Source organism: Methylophaga sp., from assembly GCF_009711715.1.
Taxonomy (GTDB): Bacteria; Pseudomonadota; Gammaproteobacteria; order Nitrosococcales; family Methylophagaceae; genus Methylophaga.
In genome coordinates, this window is record NZ_VENF01000004.1 from 116770 (window position 1) to 137964 (window position 21195).

General features: G+C 53.9%; 19 protein-coding genes. 6 read left to right on the forward strand and 13 right to left on the reverse strand.

What is annotated here, in order from left to right:
- The first annotated feature begins 2 nt into the window (after positions 1-2).
- The 4 genes from FH755_RS03070 to FH755_RS03085 all read left to right on the forward strand — a co-directional run bounded on the left by FH755_RS03070 (position 3) and on the right by FH755_RS03085 (position 5967).
- Positions 3-1163, forward strand: a complete 1161-nt coding sequence (locus FH755_RS03070; RefSeq protein WP_292438552.1) for an efflux RND transporter periplasmic adaptor subunit — start codon at positions 3-5, stop codon at positions 1161-1163.
- A gap of 2 nt (positions 1164-1165) precedes the next feature.
- Positions 1166-4312: an efflux RND transporter permease subunit gene (locus tag FH755_RS03075; protein WP_292438554.1), complete on the forward strand. Its 3147-nt coding sequence runs from the start codon at positions 1166-1168 to the stop codon at positions 4310-4312.
- Entirely contained in the window at positions 4309-5715 is a 1407-nt protein-coding gene (locus FH755_RS03080) for an efflux transporter outer membrane subunit (RefSeq protein ID WP_292438556.1), read from the forward strand. Before FH755_RS03075 ends, FH755_RS03080 begins: the two co-directional genes overlap by 4 nt.
- A 72-nt stretch (positions 5716-5787) precedes the next feature.
- Complete coding sequence (locus FH755_RS03085; RefSeq protein WP_292438558.1) at positions 5788-5967, forward strand: PLDc N-terminal domain-containing protein; 180 nt, start codon at positions 5788-5790, stop codon at positions 5965-5967.
- Positions 5968-6020: 53 nt separating this feature from the next.
- Here FH755_RS03085 and gloA read toward each other — a convergent pair whose 3' ends face one another.
- The 8 genes from gloA to rpmH all read right to left on the reverse strand — a co-directional run bounded on the left by gloA (position 6021) and on the right by rpmH (position 12780).
- The gene (gene gloA, locus FH755_RS03090) at positions 6021-6494 is read right to left on the reverse strand and encodes a lactoylglutathione lyase (RefSeq protein WP_366658683.1); all 474 of its coding nucleotides are present in this window, start codon (positions 6492-6494) and stop codon (positions 6021-6023) included.
- A gap of 132 nt (positions 6495-6626) precedes the next feature.
- A complete protein-coding gene (gene corA / locus FH755_RS03095; RefSeq protein WP_292438562.1) occupies positions 6627-7580 on the reverse strand; it encodes a magnesium/cobalt transporter CorA in 954 nt (317 codons plus the stop codon).
- Between the two features lie 40 nt (positions 7581-7620).
- Complete coding sequence (locus FH755_RS03100) at positions 7621-8973, reverse strand: sodium:alanine symporter family protein (protein WP_292438564.1); 1353 nt, start codon at positions 8971-8973, stop codon at positions 7621-7623.
- Positions 8974-9061: 88 nt separating this feature from the next.
- On the reverse strand, positions 9062-10405 hold the full coding sequence (mnmE, locus tag FH755_RS03105) for a tRNA uridine-5-carboxymethylaminomethyl(34) synthesis GTPase MnmE (protein ID WP_292438566.1): 1344 nt from the start codon (positions 10403-10405) through the stop codon (positions 9062-9064).
- A 6-nt stretch (positions 10406-10411) separates the two neighbouring features.
- Complete coding sequence (gene yidC / locus FH755_RS03110; protein ID WP_292438567.1) at positions 10412-12049, reverse strand: membrane protein insertase YidC; 1638 nt, start codon at positions 12047-12049, stop codon at positions 10412-10414.
- Positions 12042-12278, reverse strand: a complete 237-nt coding sequence (gene yidD, locus FH755_RS03115; protein ID WP_292438569.1) for a membrane protein insertion efficiency factor YidD — start codon at positions 12276-12278, stop codon at positions 12042-12044. Before yidD ends, yidC begins: the two co-directional genes overlap by 8 nt.
- Complete coding sequence (gene rnpA, locus FH755_RS03120; protein WP_292438571.1) at positions 12263-12616, reverse strand: ribonuclease P protein component; 354 nt, start codon at positions 12614-12616, stop codon at positions 12263-12265. The genes yidD and rnpA overlap by 16 nt, the downstream gene beginning before the upstream one ends.
- A gap of 29 nt (positions 12617-12645) precedes the next feature.
- Positions 12646-12780: a 50S ribosomal protein L34 gene (gene rpmH, locus FH755_RS03125; RefSeq protein ID WP_036311011.1), complete on the reverse strand. Its 135-nt coding sequence runs from the start codon at positions 12778-12780 to the stop codon at positions 12646-12648.
- A gap of 269 nt (positions 12781-13049) precedes the next feature.
- Between rpmH and dnaA the strand changes: the two genes are divergently transcribed.
- Both dnaA and dnaN read left to right on the forward strand, forming a co-directional pair.
- Positions 13050-14417 carry a chromosomal replication initiator protein DnaA gene (gene dnaA, locus FH755_RS03130; RefSeq protein WP_292438573.1) on the forward strand — a complete coding sequence of 456 codons (1368 nt, stop codon included), beginning with the start codon at positions 13050-13052 and terminating at the stop codon, positions 14415-14417.
- A gap of 27 nt (positions 14418-14444) precedes the next feature.
- Positions 14445-15548: a DNA polymerase III subunit beta gene (gene dnaN, locus FH755_RS03135; RefSeq protein WP_292438575.1), complete on the forward strand. Its 1104-nt coding sequence runs from the start codon at positions 14445-14447 to the stop codon at positions 15546-15548.
- Between the two features lie 3 nt (positions 15549-15551).
- On the opposite strand, the gene FH755_RS03140 is transcribed toward dnaN, so the two are convergent.
- The 5 genes from FH755_RS03140 to hemC are packed head-to-tail and all read right to left on the reverse strand — an operon-like array spanning position 15552 to position 21192.
- A complete protein-coding gene (locus tag FH755_RS03140) occupies positions 15552-17288 on the reverse strand; it encodes a monovalent cation:proton antiporter-2 (CPA2) family protein (RefSeq protein WP_292438577.1) in 1737 nt (578 codons plus the stop codon).
- A 12-nt stretch (positions 17289-17300) separates the two neighbouring features.
- Positions 17301-18503, reverse strand: a complete 1203-nt coding sequence (locus FH755_RS03145; RefSeq protein WP_292438579.1) for a heme biosynthesis HemY N-terminal domain-containing protein — start codon at positions 18501-18503, stop codon at positions 17301-17303.
- Positions 18500-19525, reverse strand: coding sequence for a uroporphyrinogen-III C-methyltransferase (locus FH755_RS03150; protein ID WP_292438580.1), 1026 nt, complete (start codon positions 19523-19525; stop codon positions 18500-18502). The genes FH755_RS03145 and FH755_RS03150 overlap by 4 nt, the downstream gene beginning before the upstream one ends.
- Positions 19512-20273, reverse strand: coding sequence for a uroporphyrinogen-III synthase (locus FH755_RS03155; RefSeq protein ID WP_292438581.1), 762 nt, complete (start codon positions 20271-20273; stop codon positions 19512-19514). Before FH755_RS03155 ends, FH755_RS03150 begins: the two co-directional genes overlap by 14 nt.
- Entirely contained in the window at positions 20263-21192 is a 930-nt protein-coding gene (hemC, locus tag FH755_RS03160; protein WP_292438583.1) for a hydroxymethylbilane synthase, read from the reverse strand. The genes FH755_RS03155 and hemC overlap by 11 nt, the downstream gene beginning before the upstream one ends.
- Between the last annotated feature and the right edge of the window lie 3 nt (positions 21193-21195).

The window sequence follows — 21195 nt, forward strand, 5'->3', positions numbered from 1 at the left end:
CAATGACCACCAGCTTCAGATTACCGTTAACACTGACACTCTGTTTTAGCCTCCTGCTGTCTGGCTGTGATCAGCAGGCAGCCGAGCAAGGCAGCCAGCAGGAACGGCCGCCGGCCGCTGTCAATGTCGTTACCCTTCAGCCGCAAACGGTCACACTGACCAGCTCCCTGCCTGCCCGCACTGTGGCATTTCGCAAAGCCGATGTCAGACCTCAGGTCAGTGGCATTATTGAAAACCGCCTGTTTGAAGAAGGATCACAAATCGAAGCGGGGCAGCAGTTGTATCAGATTGATCCTGCCCTTTATGAAGCCGAACTGGCCAATACCAAAGCACAGCTTGCCCGTGCAGAAGCGGCATTAAAAACGGCCAAGGCACGTGAAAATCGTTACCAGAACCTGCTTGATGACAACGCCATCAGCCGCCAGGAATACGACGATGCGCTGGCAACCTACCAGCAGGCTCTGGCCGAGATCCAAGTCCGGCGGGCGGCGGTGACCACGGCCGAGACCAATCTTGATTACACCCAGGTAAATGCGCCTATTTCCGGCCGCATCGGTAAGTCCAATGTGACCGAAGGGGCACTGGTCACAGCACAGCAAGCCGAGGTGCTGGCGACGATACACCAGCTGGATCCGATGTATATCGATATTGCCCAGCCTTCCAGAGCTTTGCTGGATTTGCGCAAAAAAATCATCGATCGCGAGATTAATCAGCAATCAGCACCGACCGTCACCCTCACGCTGGAAGACGGCAGTCGCTACCCCCATAAAGGCAAGCTACAGTTTGCCGAGGTCGATGTTGACCCATCCACCGGAGATGTGGTGCTGCGCGCGATCATGCCCAACCCCGATCAGCTTTTGTTACCGGGCATGTTTGTCCGCGCTGAAATTACTGAAGGTGAAGTCAGCAATGCAATACTGGCACCACAGAAAGGCATCAGTTTTAACCGCGAAGGCGATGCCACGGCGCTGGTCGTCAATGGCAATAATCAGGTCGAATCCCGGCAACTGGAAATTGGCCGCGCCATTGGCGAAAACTGGCTGGTCAAATCCGGCCTCAATGCCGGCGATAAGATGATTGTGGCCGGTTTGCAGAAGGTGGCACCCGGTGCCAAGGTCACGATTGACCAGAATAAGCCGCAAGATAAAGCGAGCGGAGGCTGATCATGGCCAGATTCTTTATCGACCGCCCGGTTTTTGCCTGGGTTATTGCGATTCTGATTATGCTTGCCGGGGTACTGGCTATATTCCAGCTGCCGGTCTCACAATATCCGGAAGTCGCACCGCCCTCAGTTGAAATCCGCACCACCTACCCCGGTGCTTCGGCTGAAACTGTTGAGGATTCGGTAATACAGGTGCTCGAACAGAACCTGACCGGTATCGACAATGTGCTCTATATGTCAGCCACCAGCGACTCAACCGGTATTGGCCAACTGACCATTACCTTTGAGGCCGGCACCGATCCGGATATTGCCCAGGTACAGGTGCAGAATAAACTGCAGGGCGCCATGCCGCTGCTGCCACAAGAAGTCCAGGAACAGGGAATACGTGTAACCAAATCCAGCACCGGCTTTTTGATGGTGCTCGGTTTTGTTTCTGCTGATAACAGCATGGATCGCTACGATATTTCCGATTATGTCGGGGCCAATATTCAGGATCCGCTAAGCCGGGTCAATGGCGTGGGCCGCATTCAGATTTTCGGCTCCCAGTATGCGATGCGGATCTGGCTTAATCCGGAGAGGCTCAATCACTATCATCTGACCACCGAGGATGTGGTACTGGCAATCCGTGCACAGAACGCGCAGATTGCCGCCGGTGAACTCGGTGGCGCCCCCGCAGTGGAAGATCAGCAGTTTAACGCCAATATCGTGGTGCAGACGCGGCTGGAAACACCGGAAGAATTCAGCAATATCATCCTCCGTGTCAATCAGGATGGTTCACAGGTTCGACTCGGCGATGTCGCCCGGGTCGAACTCGGCGGTGAGAGCTATCAATACGAAACCGAGTACAACAAACAGCCCGCTGCCGGGATTGGCATCACACTCGCTTCCGGCGCGAATGCGCTGGATACGGCCAACAACATCCGGCAACGCATTGATGAGCTGGACGACTTTTTTCCGGCAGGTCTGGAAGTGGTTTATCCCTACGACACCACGCCCTTTGTCAAATTGTCGATTGAAGGGGTTGTCCACACACTGATTGAAGCCGTGATACTGGTATTTCTGGTCATGTTTCTGTTTTTGCAGAACTTCCGGGCCACCCTGATTCCGACGATTACGGTGCCGATTGTCCTGCTCGGTACCTTTGCGATTCTTTATGCCTTCGGTTTTTCCATCAATACCCTGACCATGTTCGCCATGGTGCTGGCCATTGGCCTGCTGGTGGATGATGCGATTGTGGTGGTAGAGAATGTCGAACGGGTGATGCACGAAGACCGGCTCTCCCCACGGGAGGCAACGCGCAAGTCGATGGACCAGATCACCAGTGCCCTGGTGGGTATTGCCCTGGTTTTGTCGGCGGTATTTATACCAATGGCTTTTTTCGGCGGTTCTACCGGTGTTATCTATCGCCAGTTCTCGATTGCCGTGGTCTCCGCCATGGCCCTGTCGGTACTGATTGCCCTGACTTTGACACCCGCGCTTTGTGCTGCTTTCCTCAAGCCTACCGACGAAGAACACTACGAACGCAAAGGCTTTTTCGGCTGGTTTAACCGCACATTCAACCGCGCCACCAACCGTTATCAGGGCACTGTCGAACATATGATTGGCCGCAGCGGCCGCTATATGCTGATCTATGTGGTTATTGTGGCTGTGCTGGCGGTACTGTTTACGCGCCTGCCGGGCTCCTTTCTGCCCGAGGAGGATCAGGGCCTGATGTTCAGCCAGATGGTGCTGCCGCCGAATGCATCCATGGAGCGCTCGATTGAGGTCATGAACAAAATCGAGGACTATTACCTGGAGCAGGAAAAAGGCAACGTCGAGTCCGTATTTTCGGTGATTGGTTTCAGCTTTGGTGGTCGCGGTCAGAACAATGGACTGGCATTCATCAGCATGGAAGACTGGGACGAACGCACTGAACCGGAACAGCATGTGCAACAGGTCGCAGCCAGGGCCAATACCTATTTTGCCAGTTTGAAGAATGCGGTCGCTTTTGCAATAGCACCACCACCGATTCGCGAACTGGGTAATGCCAGTGGCTTTGATATGCAATTGCAGGATCTGGGCGGACTTGGTCACCAGGCCTTATTGGATGCCCGTAATCAATTGCTGCAACTGGCAGCGCAGGAACCCCGGCTGATGGGGGTTCGACATAATGGTCAGGATGATACTCCGCAGTTCAAGCTCGATGTCGATCACACCAAGGCCGCTGCCTTTGGTGTAGAGCTTGCTGATATCAACGATACCTTCACCACGGCCTGGGCATCCAGATACGTGAATGACTTTATTGACAATGGCCGCATCAAACGGGTTTATGTCCAGGGCGATGCCCCCTACAGAATGATGCCTGCCGATGTCGGCGAGTGGTATGTGCGAAATGACAATAATGAGATGGTCTCTCTGGCTTCACTGACCGATGGACGCTGGATTTATGGCTCGCCCCGGCTGGAACGCTATAACGGTGTTTCTTCAGTCAATATTCAAGGTGAAGGGGCGCCGGGCATCAGTTCGGGCGATGCCATGCTGGCTATGGAGGAACTGGTGGCCCAGTTGCCAGAAGGCATCGGTTTTCAATGGACCGGTTTGTCATTGCAGGAACGCCAGTCCGGTGACCAGGCTCCCCTGCTCTATGCTATGTCGATTCTGGTTGTCTTCCTCTGTCTGGCAGCCCTTTATGAAAGCTGGTCGGTACCGTTCTCGGTGATGCTGGTCGTGCCGCTCGGCGTATTAGGGGCGGTCATTTTTGCTTTGCTGAGAGGTCTGTCCAATGATGTCTTTTTCCAGGTGGGTTTGCTCACGACCATTGGTCTGTCCTCAAAAAACGCCATACTGATTGTGGAGTTTGCCAAGTCACTATACGAGGATGGCATGAGCCTCTCTAAGGCAACACTGGAAGCCGTTCGGATGCGGCTGCGTCCCATTCTGATGACGTCACTGGCCTTTATGCTCGGTGTCACCCCCCTGATGCTCGCCTCCGGTGCCGGCTCGGCCAGTCAGAATGCGATCGGCACCGGTGTCTTCGGCGGCATTTTTACTGCGACGGTGCTGGCCGTGTTCTTTATCCCGGTCTTTTTTGTCGTGGTATTCAGTCTGGCTGAACGTATCAGCGGCAACAGGAAAAGAGACAAGGCTGCTGGGGAGGAGGCACAAGCATGATTACCATCATCAGGAAACTCGCTGTATTGTGTCTGACGATCGCAGTCTCGGCCTGCTCGATGATCCCGGCCTATGAGCGGCCGCAACCGGTCATTAGCCTTGAGAACAATGTCGGTACAGCGTCCCTGCCGGTCGCCGAACTGGGCTGGCAGCAGTTTTATCAGAATGCAACTTTGCAGGAACTGATTAAGATGGCGCTGGAGCATAATCAGGAGCTGAAGATCGCCTCACTCAGTGTCCAGCAACTACAGCAGCAATATCGAATTCAGCGTGCAGCCCGTCTTCCCACCATTGATGCCCAGGGCGAAGCCAGCCGTAGCCGCACGCCCGAGTCACTGAGCTTTCTCGACAGGGGCGGTATCAACGAGCAATACAGTGTCGGGCTGGGTATCACCAGCTGGGAAATCGACTTCTTTGGTCGTATCGACAGTCTGTCCCGATCTGCGCTGCAACAGTATTTTGCCAGTCGCGCTGCGCGTGACAGTGCCCAGCTCAGTCTGATTGCCGAAGTCGCCGACAGCTGGTTCAGCTGGCAGGCATCGCAGGCACAGGCAACGCTGGCCGCAGATACCCGCCAGGCGCGTGAGGAAACTTATCATCTGATTCGCAAACGCTTTGACAATGGTCTGGCCTCAGAGCTGGATGTTCGTCAGGCAGAAACCGCTGTTCACGAAGCCCGGATCCTGGAAGCGCAAGCGCGGCAACAGGCTAATCAGTTCTTCACTACCCTGCAGTTACTGACCGGGCAGACGCTGGACAAGGCGCAGTGGCAGGCTGACTGGCAAGCTATCGGTCAGCTGCGGGATCTGCCGACAGACCTCTCGTCAGAGGTATTACTGCAGCGCCCCGATGTGCAGCAGGCGGAGCACCAGATTAAATCCGCCAATGCCGATATCGGCGCTGCCCGCGCTGCCTTTTTCCCAAGGATAAGCCTAACTGCCAGCCTGGGCCTGGCCGGCACCACACCAGCGCAGTTAACCGAGGCAGGCAGCCGACAATGGCAGATCGCACCGCAATTTACTCTGCCCTTGCTCGACTGGGGCGTGAATCAGGCCAACCTTGATGTGGCAGAATTGCAGAAAGACATCAATATTGCAGACTATCAGCAGATCATCCAGCAGGCCTTCAAGGAGGTTCGTGACGAGATGGAAGCCAGGATCACGCTGGACGATCAGTTACAGGCACAACAGGATCTGACCAGGGCCAGTGAACGCAGCCTTGAGCTTGCCCGTTCGCGTTTCGATGCCGGTATTGACAGCTATCTGGATGTTCTCGATGCTCAGCGTAGCGCTATCAATAGCAAGCTGAATCTTATCAGTATTGAATTACAGCGACTGCGTAATCAGCTGACATTATACAAAGCCCTGGGCGGCGGCCTCTATGCCCATTCTCCTGAAATGTGAACTCAACGGTTTGTTTTAATAGAAAATTTAATTTATGGTTGAGTTGAATTTCACAACGACAAGGAGAGAAAGATGGAATTTGGTGTTGGAGGTGGTTTACTTGGCCTTATCTGGTTGATTATTGTCATCTGGGCCATTATTCAAGTCGCAGGCAGTCCGGCAGGTGCCGGGGCAAAAGCCTTGTGGATTCTTATCATTTTGCTGTTTCCGGTAGTCGGGCTGATTATCTGGTTCTTCCTCGGACCTAAATAAACCTGAAAGCTGGCAAAAAAGGGGCTCAAAGCCCCTTTTTTATAAGTGACTTATCAAGCCAGATGTTCTTTCAATAAGCCGGGCTGACGTTCCGGTGTGAAAATCTCTATCCAGTAACCATCCGGGTCCTGAATAAAGGCAATGCCTTTCATTTTTCCGTCGTTAGGCTTCTTAACAAATGGCACCCCCATTTTTTCGAAACGTTCACAGGCCGCATCGATATCAGGCACCGCAAAACCGATATGACCGAAGCCGCGCGGGTCACTGTTACCATTGTGATAACTGACCTCATCATTCTCCTCATCACCCCAGTTATGGGTCAGTTCCAGCATGGCCGGCATGGCAAAGGTCTGTTTAATCCGCTCATCGTTATCTTCTGAAATCGCTTTCGCCTGTTCCGGTGATAACGCTGCCAGAAAATACAGCGTGAATTCCATCGCCGGAAAATCAAAGCGTTTGACCAGTGTCATGCCCATCACATCGCTGTAAAACTTAAGCGTTCGCTTGGGATCTTTGATTCGGAACATGGTCTGGTTAAAGACAAAATCGTGGGTCGCGGGATCATGGTGCTCGGTCAGGCCTTCAGCCTGGTCGAAATGTCTGCTCATTGTGTTCTCCTGTTTTGAATTGATTGCTTCAGCGTTGTACCGGGCTGAGTCTCATAGCCAGCCTTTACGCTTGAAATAAAAATACGGGGCCATGCCCGCGGCCACCATCAGCCCGATAGCCAGTGGATAGCCAAAGCGCCAATCCAGTTCGGGCATAAACTGAAAGTTCATGCCGTAAATACTGGCAATCAGCGTGGGTGGCAGAAATACTACCGCCGCAATGGAAAAGGTTTTTATGATCTGGGCCTGGCGGATATTGATAAAACCCTGGGTCGAATCCATCAAAAAGTTGATTTTGTCGAACAGGAAACTGGTATGGGTCATCAGGGTCTCAAGGTCTCGCCCCATTTCATAGAGCGTATCGCGCTGCTGTGATGGATCACGTAAATGCCTCAGCATAAAAGAAATATCACGCTGGGTATCCATCAGACAGAGCCGGATTTTACCGTTACTGTCTTCCAGCCTTGCCAGTTGACTGATAGCATTCTCCAAATCGGCGGTTTCATCTTCCAGCACAGAATGACTGACCCGCTCCAGTTGGTGATGAATATCCTCAATATTATCAGCGTGATTTTCCACTTTCTGCTCGAACAGCGTCACCAGTAGCTCAGTGGGTGTTTCACAGCTGACCTGGCCGCGGCGAGCCCGCATTCGTAGCAGGCGAAAATCACTCAGTTCGCCGTCCCGGATGGCTATCAGCCGTTCAGGTTGTAAAACAAAGGCTACGGAAACAGTCTGGTGCCGCCCTTCAGCCATCGCCAGAAACAGCGTGTGCAGATGCAGTCCATCCTGATCGGTAAAACAGCGAGCTGAGGCCTCAATTTCCTCGACATCATCGACATCGGGCAATTCATCACTGAACAACCGGGCCAGGAGCACCCGCTCTTGCTCATCCGGTTCCAGCGCATCAATCCAGTCTGCTTCCAGCAACTGGGCGCCAATGCGATGTTCATCTATCGGTATTTCCTGAATCAATCCATGTGCAATCTGATACAGACGTAACATGAGGACTCCTCTCAGTTGTCAGAATGGTCCGGTACCCTGTCTATAGGCTGTTTTGGCGGTCCTGGCCCGGTGCAAGCGAGAAGTAACGCCGGCTTTCCTGCCTGACGATGCCTGACAGCAACAAAACACCAATCAGGTTGGGAATTGCCATCAGGCCGTTCATCAGATCAGAGAAATTCCAGACAAAACTGAGTTCGCGGGTGGCGCCGACCATCACCATCAGCACAAAAACGACCCGAAAGACGATAATGGCCCGCTCATTTATCAGATATTCGATCGCTTTTTCTCCATAATAGCTCCAGCCTATCAGGGTCGAAAAGGCAAACAAAGCGGTGGAGACGGCCACAATAAGGGTACCCGCTTCTCCCAGCGTTTGAGCAAAACTGAGGCTGGTCAGAATACCGGCACTGACACCTTCACGCCAGACGTCGGCAGTCAGAATAACCAGTGCTGTCGCCGTGCAGACCACCAGCGTGTCGATAAAAGTCTGGGTCATCGATACCAGGGCCTGTTTAACCGGATCAGCAGTTCTGGCGGCAGCGGCGGCAATAGGCGCGGAACCCAGTCCCGACTCATTCGAAAACACGCCGCGGGCCACACCGTAACGAATTGCCGCTGCAACTGCAGCCCCGGCAAAACCGCCCCCGGCGGCAATGGGATTAAAAGCATGCCAGAAAATCAGACCAAAGGCTTCCGGCACCTCACTGGCGTTAAGCGTAATCACCACCAGTGCTGTCCCCAGATAAGCCACGATCATGAAAGGCACCAGCATGGAAGTGAAGCGACCGATAGCACGGATACCACCAATCAATACCAGGCCGGTGAGGACCATCAGAATCGTGCCGGTGAGCCAGTCGGCCATGCCGAAGACTTCATTAAGCACCGCTGCAGCCGAATTGGCCTGGGTCATATTACCGATACCGAAAGCAGCACCGGCGGTAAAGACAGCGAACAGCCAGCCCAGCCAGGGCAGGCCTGCGCCCTTGGAGATGTAATACATCGGGCCACCGCGCATACCATTGTCACCCTGCTCCCGATATTTCACCGCCAACAGCGCTTCGGCATACTTGGTAGCCATACCGACCAGACCGGTTACCCACATCCAGAATACGGCACCGGGACCGCCCAATGTGATCGCGGTCGCCACGCCGACAATATTGCCGATCCCGACAGTGGCCGCGAGCGCAGTGGTCAGCGCAGCAAAATGGCTGATATCACCGTGACCTTTATGATCCTTATCAAATACCAGTCGGAAAGCATGGCCCAGCGCACGGAACTGTAAGCCTCTGAGAATAATGGTGAGATAGACGCCAGTACCAACCAGCAGGATCAGCATCGGCGGGCCCCAAACCCAGCCTGACAGGGTGGAGACCCATTGCGACAGCGTTTCCATAGCGTTTTCCTAAGGCAAGTTCTGACTGAACTTATGTTAGTTAGCTGACAGTGTCAAACCACGGCGGTTTATCAGCAGCAAAACAGCATTACTTGCCGATGCAGAAGCTGGAGAAAATATGGTCTAGCAGATCTTCGGTAGTGAACGTGCCGGTGATTTCACCCAGCGCGTTCTGGGCCTGCCGCAGCTCTTCGGCCAGCAGCTCACCGGCTCCCATGCCTGCCAGACAGTCATAGCCGTTCACAATCGCCTGACGGGCACGTGACAGGGCATCCAGATGACGACGACGGGCAATAAACACCCCCTCCTCTTCCGGATGGAAGCCTACCGCCTGATACAGGTGCTGTCGCAGCAGATCCAGACCCTCGCCGGTTTTGGCTGACAGGAAAATTGTCGGTTTGCCGTCCTCTATGGTTTCAGTAGCCTCATGTCCACTGCGATCAATCTTGTTGCGAATCACGGTGAGCGGTTTGTCGGCTGGCATGTCTTCAAGGATTTTTCTGTCCTGTGCCGTCATACCGTGACCATCATCGATAATCAGCAGGATATGATCGGCCTGCGCCAGTTCGTTCTGGGTGCGACGGATGCCTTCCAACTCCACCACATCATTGGTCGCTTCATGCAAACCGGCGGTATCTGAAATACGCAGCGGCATACCCTGCAGATGAATCTGTTCCCGTAAAACGTCTCGGGTGGTACCGGCAACATCAGTGACGATGGCCGCATCATGTCCTGCCAGCTGATTGTGCAGGCTGGATTTACCGGCATTGGGCTGACCGGCCAGCACGACGCTGATGCCTTCACGCAGCAGTCGACCCTGACGAGCACTGCTGGTGATACCATCCAGCGTTTTGAGCAAATCCTGTAACTGTCTGTCGACTTGCGCTTCGGCCAGAAAGTCGATTTCCTCATCGGCAAAATCGATCGAAGCTTCAACATACATGCGAAGATGCGTCAGTTCTTCCAGAAAGGCATTAATGCGTCTGGAGAAGTCGCCCTGCAGCGAGCGGACCGCACTACGCGCCGCCTGTTCAGTCGAACTTTCGATAAGATCAGCCACAGCTTCAGCCTGAGCCAGATCCATTTTGTTGTTGAGAAAAGCGCGCTCAGAGAATTCGCCGGGACGGGCCATACGGGCGCCCAGCTCAATCGCGCGCTGGCACAGTTGATCCATGACCAGCGGACTGCCGTGCCCCTGCAGTTCAACCACATCTTCACCCGTGAACGAGGCCGGACCAGGAAAATACAGGGCGATGCCGCTGTCGATGATTTCCCCTGCCTGGTCAAGGAAATGGGTGAACTGCGCATAACGCGCTGGCGGTAATCTGCCGCAGACTGCCTGAACGATTTCTGCGGCCTGCTTGCCTGAAATCCTGACCACGCCCACGCCACCGCGACCTGGCGGGGTGGCGACTGCGACAATGGTTTCCATACCGGCTTAGAGTGCCCCCATTTTACGGGTGATGTACCACTGCTGGGCAATCGACAACAGGTTATTGACCAGCCAGTAAAGCACCAGACCGGCGGGGAAGAAGGCGAAGAATACGGTGAACACCAACGGGAAGATCTTCATCATCATTGCCTGAGCCGGATCCTGCGGCGCCGGATTCAGTTTCTGCTGGAACCACATCGACAGACCAAACAGGACCGGCAGCACAAAATAAGGATCCATCGCGGTCAGGTCATTGATCCAGAGCATAAAGTCAGCCTGACGCAGTTCGATACTTTCCACCAGCACCCAGTAGAACGCCAGGAACACCGGCATCTGAACCAGGATAGGCAGACAGCCGCCGAGCGGATTGATCTTCTCGGTACGGTATAGATCCATCATCGCCTGATTGAACTTCTGCTTGTCATCGCCGTAGCGCTCTTTCAGCTGCGCCAGTTTCGGCGTCAGCTTGCGCATACCGGCCATGGAGCGGTAGCTCGCCGCTGACAGCTTGAAGAAAGCCAGTTTGATCAGCACAGTCAGCAGAACAATCGACCAGCCCCAGTTGCCGGTCAGCTTGTGCAGCCATTCCATCACCCAGAACAGCGGTTCGGAAATGATGGTCAGAATGCCATAATCAACGGTCAGAGGCAGATTTTTGGCGACCTGCTCCAGGCGTTCATGTTTTTTCGGGCCGAGGTATAACTTGTAATCAGCCTGCGCCTGCTGGCCGGCTTCTGCGGTAATCACCGGCATTCGGACGCCGGCGACATAGTTACTGTTGTTGATGGAACGTCCATAAAAGCCGAGTTCGGCTTCCTGTGGCGGCACAATGGCGCCGACAAAGTAATGCTGGATCATTGCCGCCCAACCGTTATTCACGCTACGGTTGTATGGCGCTTCTTCCAGTTCATCGAAGTCGACTTTCTGATATTCGTTGCCTTCGCTGGAAAAGACCGCACCGGTGTAGGTATAGATGAACATGGAACCGTCATCACTGCGGTTGCGGTTAAGCTGGGCATAAGGGTAAGCCGAGAAACCGTCAGCAGTCTGGTTGATAACCTGATAATCAACCCCAACCACGTAGCTGTCGCGCTTGAAGGTATAGGTTTTGATGACCTGGAGACCAGCCTCATTCTGCCAGTAGAGCGGGACTTTAATTTCATTCTGGCCTTCCTGCAGCACATATTCCATATTTTCTGCACGGAATTGCGCGTAGTGGGTCGGCGCATCGCCTTCCGCACGTAGACCTGACTGGGTCACAAAGAAGTGGCTGGCAGTATCATTGAGGAACTGTACCGGTGTGTCGGGCTTGTCCGAGCTGACAGCATAATCGAGCAAGGCCAGTTCACGAATATCGCCGCCCTGGGTGCTGATTTTCAAATCCATCACATCAGTTTTAACATGCACCTTTTCAGTCACGGCACTGGCTTCGGGCGAGTTCGGTACATCCGGTAGTGATTCAGCGGTTTGCGCCGGCAGTTCCGGCAGGTCAGCTTCAGCATCTGCCGGAGAACCATTAACGGTGTCGGTCTCTGTTTCCGCGGTTTGCTGCTGGGGACGGACATAATCAGTCTGCCAAGCTTCCCATAACAGCAGAGAAACGATAAGCAGGCCAAAAATAAATAGCGTTCTGAGATTATCCATTGTGAGTCTTTGTTTTTAATTCGGGAACGGGATCCACGCCACCCGCATGCCAGGGATGACAACGTGACAAGCGACGCAAACCGAGCCAGGTACCGCGGACGGCACCAAAGCGCTCGATGGCCTCAATCATATACTGTGAACAGGTAGGCTGGAAGCGGCAATGCATACCGACAAACGGGCTCAACAAAAGCTTATAGGCTCGAACGAGACTGATCAGGAATTTTGCCATTGCGCCACCACTGTTAACCAATGTCGCTCCAATGCTGCCCAAATTTGCGCGCTGTCCAGTTGGTCAAGGCCGGGTCGGGACAACACCACAATGTCGATGTTGGAGAAGCTGGATTGATGCTGTCGGAACGACTCGCGAATAATCCGCTTCAAGCGGTTGCGGCGGCTGGCGAGCTTAACGTGCTTCTTTGCTATGGCCAGCCCCAGCCGGGGATGTCCGACTGAATTATCAACCGTTAGGACCGTCAGGCCACCCCCTCCGGTGCGTTTCCCCTGACGGAAAACCCGAGAAAAATCTCCCGGGCGGTTCATTCTCATGGCTCGGCTGAATGTGGCCAAGTCATGCCCTCCTAGAGAGGTCAGAGGGATTAAACTGACAGTTTTGCGCGGCCTTTGGCGCGACGAGCGTTGATAACGCGACGACCACCGACAGTTTTCATGCGGGCACGGAAACCGTGAGTACGCTTGCGCTTCAAATTGCTAGGTTGAAAAGTACGTTTCATTTCACCAACTCCAGAACTAGTGTTTATTTCGCCGCCTGTGGCTTTGTTGAGCAGTAATACCAGCCAGGCAAAAAGACACGGGATTATAAAGTTTCCAACGGCATCAAGTCAAACCAGAATCATTCAGAGGTGTTAATGTGATTTTACTTGCCAAACCAGACGCAGAAAGATAACTTTAGAGGTCTTGCGTCGGACGCTATACTATAGCAAACATTAACCGGCAGCACCTCTTTATTTTTAACTAAGCGATTGATAATCAAGGAGTTCATGTGTCCTCACCCCTTTGGGAAAAATGTCTGTCCCATCTCGAAGGTGATCTCTCGGCACAGCAGCTGAACACATGGCTCCGGCCTCTGCAGGCTATCGAAACTGAAGATAGTTTGCGCTTACTTGCTCCCAATCCCTATGTTAAAGCCTGGGTACAGGAACAGCTGGAACAACAGATCAACAGTCTGATTCACAGTTTAAGTCAGGGTCTGATTGCGCGGGTGGCGATTGAGGTCGGTGCGGTACCGGCCGAAGAGATCAAACCTCGCCGCAACACAGCGCCGGTGAGTGAAGTTGTGACACCGCAGCCGGAAAAGGCAGTGCCGGCTAAAACCGAGCCCGCTATCGGCAGTCCGATGAACCCGCTGTTTACTTTTGATAACTATATCGAAGGTAAATCCAATCAGATCGCCCGCGCGGCCTCACTTCATGTTGCCGAAGCGCCTGGCACCAGTGGCTATAACCCTTTATTTCTGTATGGCGGCACCGGCCTGGGTAAAACCCACCTGATGCTTGCCGTCGGCAATAAGATCAAACAGAACAATCCCAAAGCACGGGTGATTTACCTGTCTTCCGAGCGCTTTGTACAGGATATGATCACCGCATTGCGCAACAATGCCATTGATCAGTTCAAGGCACACTATCGCAGCGCTGATGCCCTGTTGATTGATGATATTCAGTTTTTTGCCAAGAAAGAGCGCTCACAGGAAGAATTTTTCTATACCTTCAACAGCCTGCTGGAAGGCCAGCGCCAAATCATTCTGACCTGCGATCGTTTTCCCAAGGAAGTGGAAAACCTCGACGAGCGGTTGCAGTCGCGCCTGGGCTGGGGTCTGACAGTTGCCATCGAGCCGCCCGAGCTGGAAACCCGCGTCGCCATTCTGATTAAAAAAGCGCACCAGAACCTGATTACCCTGCCGGAAGATGTCGCCTTTTTCATTGCCAAACGCATCAAATCCAATGTGCGTGATCTGGAAGGCGCTCTGCAACGTGTACTGGCTTTTTCCCGCTTCACCAACCAGCCGCTGTCGATTGATATGGCACAGGAAGCGCTTAAAGATCTGCTGGCGCTGCATCAGAAACTGGTAACGCTGGAAAGCATTCAAAAAACGGTGGCCGAATATTTCAAAGTGCGCGTCTCTGATCTGCTATCGAAAAAACGCACCCGTTCCATTGCCCGCCCGCGCCAGATAGCGATGGCACTGGCCAAGGAGCTGACCAGCCACAGTCTGCCGGAAATCGGCGACTCGTTTGGTGGCCGCGATCACACCACGGTGCTGCATGCCACCCGCAAGGTGGCGGAGCTGCGCGAAACAGATAATCGCATCGAGGAAGATTACCGTAACCTGTTACGAACCCTGTCGAGTTAATCAATAACGGACCCTGAGAGAATCACCATGGAATTCACTGTCAGCCAAGAAACCCTCGTCCGGCCACTGCAGCTGGTGTGCAGTATTGTTGAACGGCGTGCGACCCTGCCCATTCTGTCCAATCTGCTGCTGCGGACACATGGTAACCAGCTGTCGATGACCAGTACCGATATGGAACTGGAAATGATTGCAACACTGCCGGTTTCGGTGGAAACCGAAGGCAAAACCACGGTCTCGGCGCGTAAGCTGCTCGATATTGTCCGTGCCTTACCCAGCAATGCCACCATCAGCTTCAGTGCTGCCGATAACAAAGCTTTGGTCAAAACCGGCAAGAGCCGCTTTTCTCTGGCCACCCTGTCCAGCGATGACTTTCCGGATAGTGAAGGCGCCAATTATGTGGATGAGATTGGGTTGCCGCAGTCAGCGCTGAAAGCCCTGATTGATGAAACCAGTTTTGCTATGGCCAGCCAGGATGTTCGCTACTACCTCAATGGTTTGTTGCTGGAACGGGAAGGTACAACCTTACGCGCGGTCGCCACTGATGGGCACCGCCTGGCTCTGGGCAGCCTGACCACCGCTAATCCGGTTGAGGAAAAAAACAGCGTCATTGTGCCGCGTAAAGCGATTATCGAGCTGGGACGACTGCTCAACGACACCGATGACGAAGTGAAGCTCGCTTTCAGTAACCAGCAGATCAAAGTGGAACTGCCCGATATTCATTTCACTTCCAAGCTGATTGACGGTCAGTTCCCGAACTACGAACGGGTATTGCCGCTGGGTGGTGACAAGGAAGTGCTGGCCGATCGTGATGAACTCAAACAGGCCCTGTCACGCGCAGCGATTCTCTCCAATGACAAGCACCGCAGCGTCCGTATCAATCTCGATACCGATCAGCTCAAAGCCACGGTCACCAACCAGGAACAGGAATCAGCGGAAGAAGAAATCAGCGTCGATTACAAGGGCACGGCGCTGGAAATCGCATTTAACAATGCCTATCTACTGGATCTGCTCAATGCCATGCCGGATGAGAAGGTCAAAATCACCTTTACTGATGAAACCAGCAGCGCCTTGATTACGCCAGCGGATCCACAGTATGAACGTCAGTATGTCGTGATGCCGATGCGGCTGTAAGTCTCAGTGCTTGAGTTCGCCGAGAACAACCTTGTTTTCGGTGACTTTCTGCACGACATTGGAATAGTAGTCGTCACGGAACTCATTGATAACCTGCCGGGTTTTATCCTGATCCACGCCACTGCCCAGTAACACTTCTTCGGTCAAGCGGAGGCTGGTTTCCAGTGTTTCCGATACCGTGGTGGTCGCGCCCAGCGTGATCAAATCAGCACAGTGCCTGCGATCGCGGGCCCGGGCATGGATTGGCATATTGGGATAAAACTGCCGAACCTGAGATACCAGTCGGTCAATCTGTCCCGGATCATCCAGCGTCACCACAATCATTTTGGCATGATCGGCACCTGCCGCCTGCAGCACTTTGACTTTGCTGGCATCACCAAAAAACACCGGAAACCCCTGTGCCCGCGCATCCTTGACCCGATGCTGTTTCATATCAAGGGCAATATATGGCACGCCGGCAGCCCCCAGCAGTGTCCCGACCCGCGCCCCGACCCGGCCGAAACCGGCCAGTATCACGTGCTCTTCGCTGGCCTCAACAAACTCGGCATAATCTTCATCCTCGCTCGGTGTCGGGGTGTAAAAACGTATCAACAAACTATTCGTCAGTTTGACCACAAACGGGGTCAGCACCATGGTCAGCGCGATAACCAGCGTCAGCATATCGCCAATGGCTTTATCCAGCACACCGGAAGCAGCAGCAAAGCCGAATAACACAAAACCGAACTCCCCGCTTTGTGACAATAATGTGCCTGTTTGCAGGGAAATATCATGGCGGGCACCGGAAATTCTGGCGAGTACATAGACCACAGAAGCCTTGAGCAGCATCAGCCCAAGGGTCATCGTAATAATGTTGCCAAGCTGCTCCCACATCAGGCTGAAATCAATTCCCATGCCCACCGTCATAAAGAACAGCCCTAGCAAAATGCCGCGGAATGGCAGGATATCGGCTTCGATCTGATGCCGGTAGTGGGATTCTGCCAGCATCACACCGGCCAGAAACGCCCCTAGTGCCATGGAAAAGCCAACCGCCTCCATCACCCAGGCAACGCCCAGCACCAGCAACACGGCAACGGCAATAAACACTTCCGGGTCCTGACTGGCGACAATCCGTTCCAGTACCGGATTAAGCAGATAACGGCCGGCAAACAATAAAGCAAGGATGACCAGCACCGCATAGAGCGGCTTCAAACTCGGCTCCATAATCTCTGTGCTGCCGCCGGCAGCAAAATAGGAAACCAGTGCCAACAGTGGAACAACGGCAATATCCTGTAGCAGCAGAACTGAGAATGACATCCGTCCCATAACAGTAGAAATGCCGCCACGTTCAGCCAGCAGTTTCAGACAGAATGCCGTGGAAGACAGTGCCAGACCAAAACCGATAATGATGGCACTTTGATTGGAAATACCAAGCCAGATGGCTATGCCGTAAATCAGACCGGCCGTAATCAACACTTGCCCCAGCCCCAGACCGATAACCATTTTGCGCATCTGCCAGAGCTTGTCAGGTTTTAGCTCAATACCCAGCAGAAAAAGCAGAAAAATAACGCCAAATTCGGCTAAATGGCGGATATCTTCGACTTCGGTAATCACACCGAAGCCCCATGGTCCCAACACCACACCGGCCGTCAGGTAACCCAGGATCGCCCCCAGCCGGATCTTATGAAAAAACGGGATAATCACCACCGTGGCCAGCAACAGTGCCAGAATATCTACCAGGTAATGTCCGCCCGCCTCTTGCACTTGCTCGCTCTCCTACTTGATGGTGCTGCCGGCCTGTTCCAGCATCAGGTTCAGCCCGGTTTTGTATGTGTCGGCAGCGGCCTCGGGTTTACCCTGTGCTGTCTGCACTTCAGCCAGCACCTGATAGGTTTCACCGCGGGGGCCATGTTGCAGGCTGCTAAGCAGATATTCCTCGGCTTTGGTCCACAGGGAATTGGCTTTGGCCAGCCGTCCCAGCGTCAGCAGCAACCAGGGATTATCACGATGGTTCTTGAGCCATTTTTCAGCCAGCGCCAGACGTTTTAATAAGTCCCCCTGAGCGAGCCGGCCATATTGGTATATCAGGGCATCACTCCAGTCTTTACGCAGAAACTGCTCGATCAGGCTCAGTGCTTGTTCAGCTTCCCCTTGTCTGACCAGGCCTTCGATGTAGGGTTTGAGCATCGCTTCGTGCTGCCGCTGACGCGCTGGCGACTTCTGCCAGACATCATCCATTTTGCGCCAGTCCTGACGCTGTAAGGCCGCTTCCAGCTGGCCAACAGCGGCATCCAGACTCAGTGCCTGAACTTCGTTGTTCTCCAGCACATGACGTTTACGCAGATCGGGCAGGACTGACTGCACATCCTGCCACTGATCCATATCCTGATACAGCGACTGCAGCAGTTGTAAAACGTAGGGGTGCTTGGGTGCCATTTCGCGTAAATGCTGCAAGGTCGCGAGCGCTTGTTCTTTCTGTCCGGCAGAAATCTGTAATTCTGCCTGTACAACGCCAACAGCAATATCAGCCCCTTCGGTTGTCTCATGGGCCAGCCGCAGGTAGTTATCACGCCGATCCGCCGCATTCTGTTTTTGTGCCGCCCGGGCACCGGCAAGATAATGCAGCAGGGGCGTTTCGCTGTGACTGGCATGACGGATCAAGGTTCGTTCGGCTTCCGCCCAGCGCCCTTCTTCCAGCGTAATCAGACCGCGGGTTAATGCCCGGTTGGCGCGTTTATGGCGCTGTGTTTCTTTCCAGTTGGCGAGTTTCGCCGGTGATTGCTTGACCAGAACCAGACTGCGTAACAGCAGGTAACCCGCCACCAGCAGCAAAATGAAAACAGCTGAAAAAACCACCAGTGAAGTTTCCAGACTCCAGCTGCCGTACTGCAGCAGCACAAAACCGGGCTCGAAATCAGCCGCCCAGATCACGGCGGCACCGAAGGCAAGCGCGAGGGCAACGACGAGCAGGATTTTCATTGCTGATACTCCTCAAGCCAATTCAGAGAACCGGAAATATCCGGGATGCTGATATTGATTTGTGAATCCTGCAGCTGTTTGAGGGTATTCAGCATCGCATCACGCTGATCACCGGTGAAATATTGCTGCAGCCAGTCAATGGCGGTTTGCAGGCTGTGCTGGTAATTGTCGTTGTCCGCATTCAGCAGTGCCAGTCTCGCGCTTTCCAGCTGTAAACGCAGATTCTGATACAGGAAGTAACGCTGCTCCGGCACCAGTACCGCGGCTTCGCCGGTTTGATCATGACGAATCACCACCAGTGAGCGCATTTGCTGCCAGATATCCTCCAAGGCCTGCTTCCAGCCCGCGTCCACCTGTGCAGCTGAAGACAGGCTCTCGGACTCATCAAGCTCAACTTCCGGACCTTTTTTCACCCGCAGGGTCTGCACATGATTAGCCGCTGTCTGCAGTTTGATGGCGATACCGGCGGTATCAATATCGGCCAGGGCTTCAAGATCCATCACTTCTTCGGCTATCAGCGCGCGCAGTGGATGCAGACGATAGTCCGACAGCGCCTGAATTTGTTTGTCGGCCATATTCAGGGCCCGGATGGCGCCATCCACGTCATGCGCCAGCAACGCCCGCTGATTGGCGACATTCAGCAAATACTGGATTTCCTGCAAAGCCCAGGTTCTCTTCAGTTCGTCACTGGTCAGGGTTTCGCGGGAGATAAACTCTTCCAGCTTGTCGGACTGAGCCTGCAGTTGTTCAATGAGCTTGCTGAGTTCACGCTGTTGCCGGCTGTAGTCCGATTGCACCGTCGCCAACTCGTCCTCAAGACTAGTGAAACGTTCAGCCTGTTGTTGCTGCTGACTGTTTATCTGCTGATAAAGCCAGCCACCAGCGGCTATTAGCAACAGCAACAGAACCGCGAGGGCAATCCACACTATCCTGTGATTCGCCGCCGTCGTTTCTTTGTCAGCAACCAGTTCCGCATCCTGAACGTTATCGTCGATTTGCTGTTTGTTTTCATTGTTTGCCATGCTGTTTATCCATTTCAATCAATGTGTTTAACACCGCCGTATCACTGGCATCGGTACTGATTTCGACCCACCTGAAGCCCAGTGAACGGGCATGGTCTCTGATCCGCTCGCTGACCACTACCAATGGCTTGCAGAATAACTCGGCGCGAAATTCGGCAAGAATTCGGCACAGATTATCCAGACCGGTCACACTGGTACAGATTAGTTTGTCAGCATGCATCGCTCTGACACAGGCTGAGCGCTCATGCTGCGCCAGTGCTCTGCGATAAACTTCCACATAACTAATACTAGCACCTCTTTCCGTCAGGGTATCAGCAAGCAGTTCACGACCGCCAACCCCTCTGACAATAACCACCTGTCTGTTCTGCATGGCTTGCATCTCAGGCATTTGCAGCAGGCCCTCACTGCCGCTTGAGGTGTCGGGCTGGCAATCCACCGGCAGCCCGGCTTCACGCATAGCGCCGGCGGTACCGTCGCCCACCGCCGCCAGCTTTAGCTGCTCTGGCAAGGACTGTTGCCAGCCAGCCATAAAGCATTCCACTGCATTGCGACTCACAAAAATCAGCCAGTCGCTATGACTCAGCATTAAACTGCCCCAGGTATCAGGGGGCAAAGCGACAATGTCGATAACAGGAAAGCTGATTGCTTCGCCTCCAGCCTCTTCGATCAAACCGGTCAGCTTTGCAGCTTGCGCTTGCGGCCGGGTCACCAGAATTCTCTGGCCGGCCAGCGGTCTGTCAGTCACCATAAACATCGCTGAGAATTTTGTCTGCGCCCTGCGCCAGCAGCATTTCTGCTACCGCTATACCAATAGCATCAGCATCCGCGGCCGGGCCGCGCTTTTCAGCATAAAGCGTCTGGGTGCCATCCGGTCTGCCCACCAGTCCTCGCAACCAGACTTCATCCCCTTCCAGCATCGCATAACCGGCGATCGGCACCTGACAGCCGCCCGCGAGGCGACGGTTAAGCGCCCGTTCGGCAGTGACGGTAATCGCTGTCAGCGAATCATGGAGGGGTGCGATTAAGGCATTCATGAAGTCATCATCAATGCGGGTTTCAATGCCCAGTGCCCCCTGACCGATGGCCGGCAGACTCTGTTCGGGTGTCATCGCATTACGAATCCGGTCGTGAAAGCCGAGTCGCTGAAGGCCGGCCATGGCCAGGATAATCGCGTCAAACTGCCCCTCATCGAGCTTGCGCAGGCGAGTATTAACGTTACCGCGCAGTGGCAGCACTTCCAGATCAGGCCGGCGAGTCCGTGCCTGACATTCCCGGCGCAGGCTGGAAGTCCCCAGTTTTGCCCCATGGGGCAGCTCATCAATACTGTTGTAGTGATTGGAAACGAAGGCATCGTGGGGCTCTTCACGTTTGCAGATGACCGGCAGGTGCAAGCCTTCAGGAAAATCGACCGGCACATCTTTCATCGAGTGCACCGCAATATCAGCGCGGCCGTCGAGCATGCCCTGCTCCAGTTCCTTAACAAACAGGCCTTTGCCCCCGACCTTGGCCAGAGGCGTGTCGAGGATAATATCGCCCTGGGTTTTCATGCCGATTAGTTCCACCTCGAGATCCGGATGCAAGGCCAGTAACTCGGCTTTAACAAACTCGGCCTGCCAGACGGCCAGTGGACTGTTGCGTGTGGCGATTCTTACAGTTTTTTTAGTCATTAA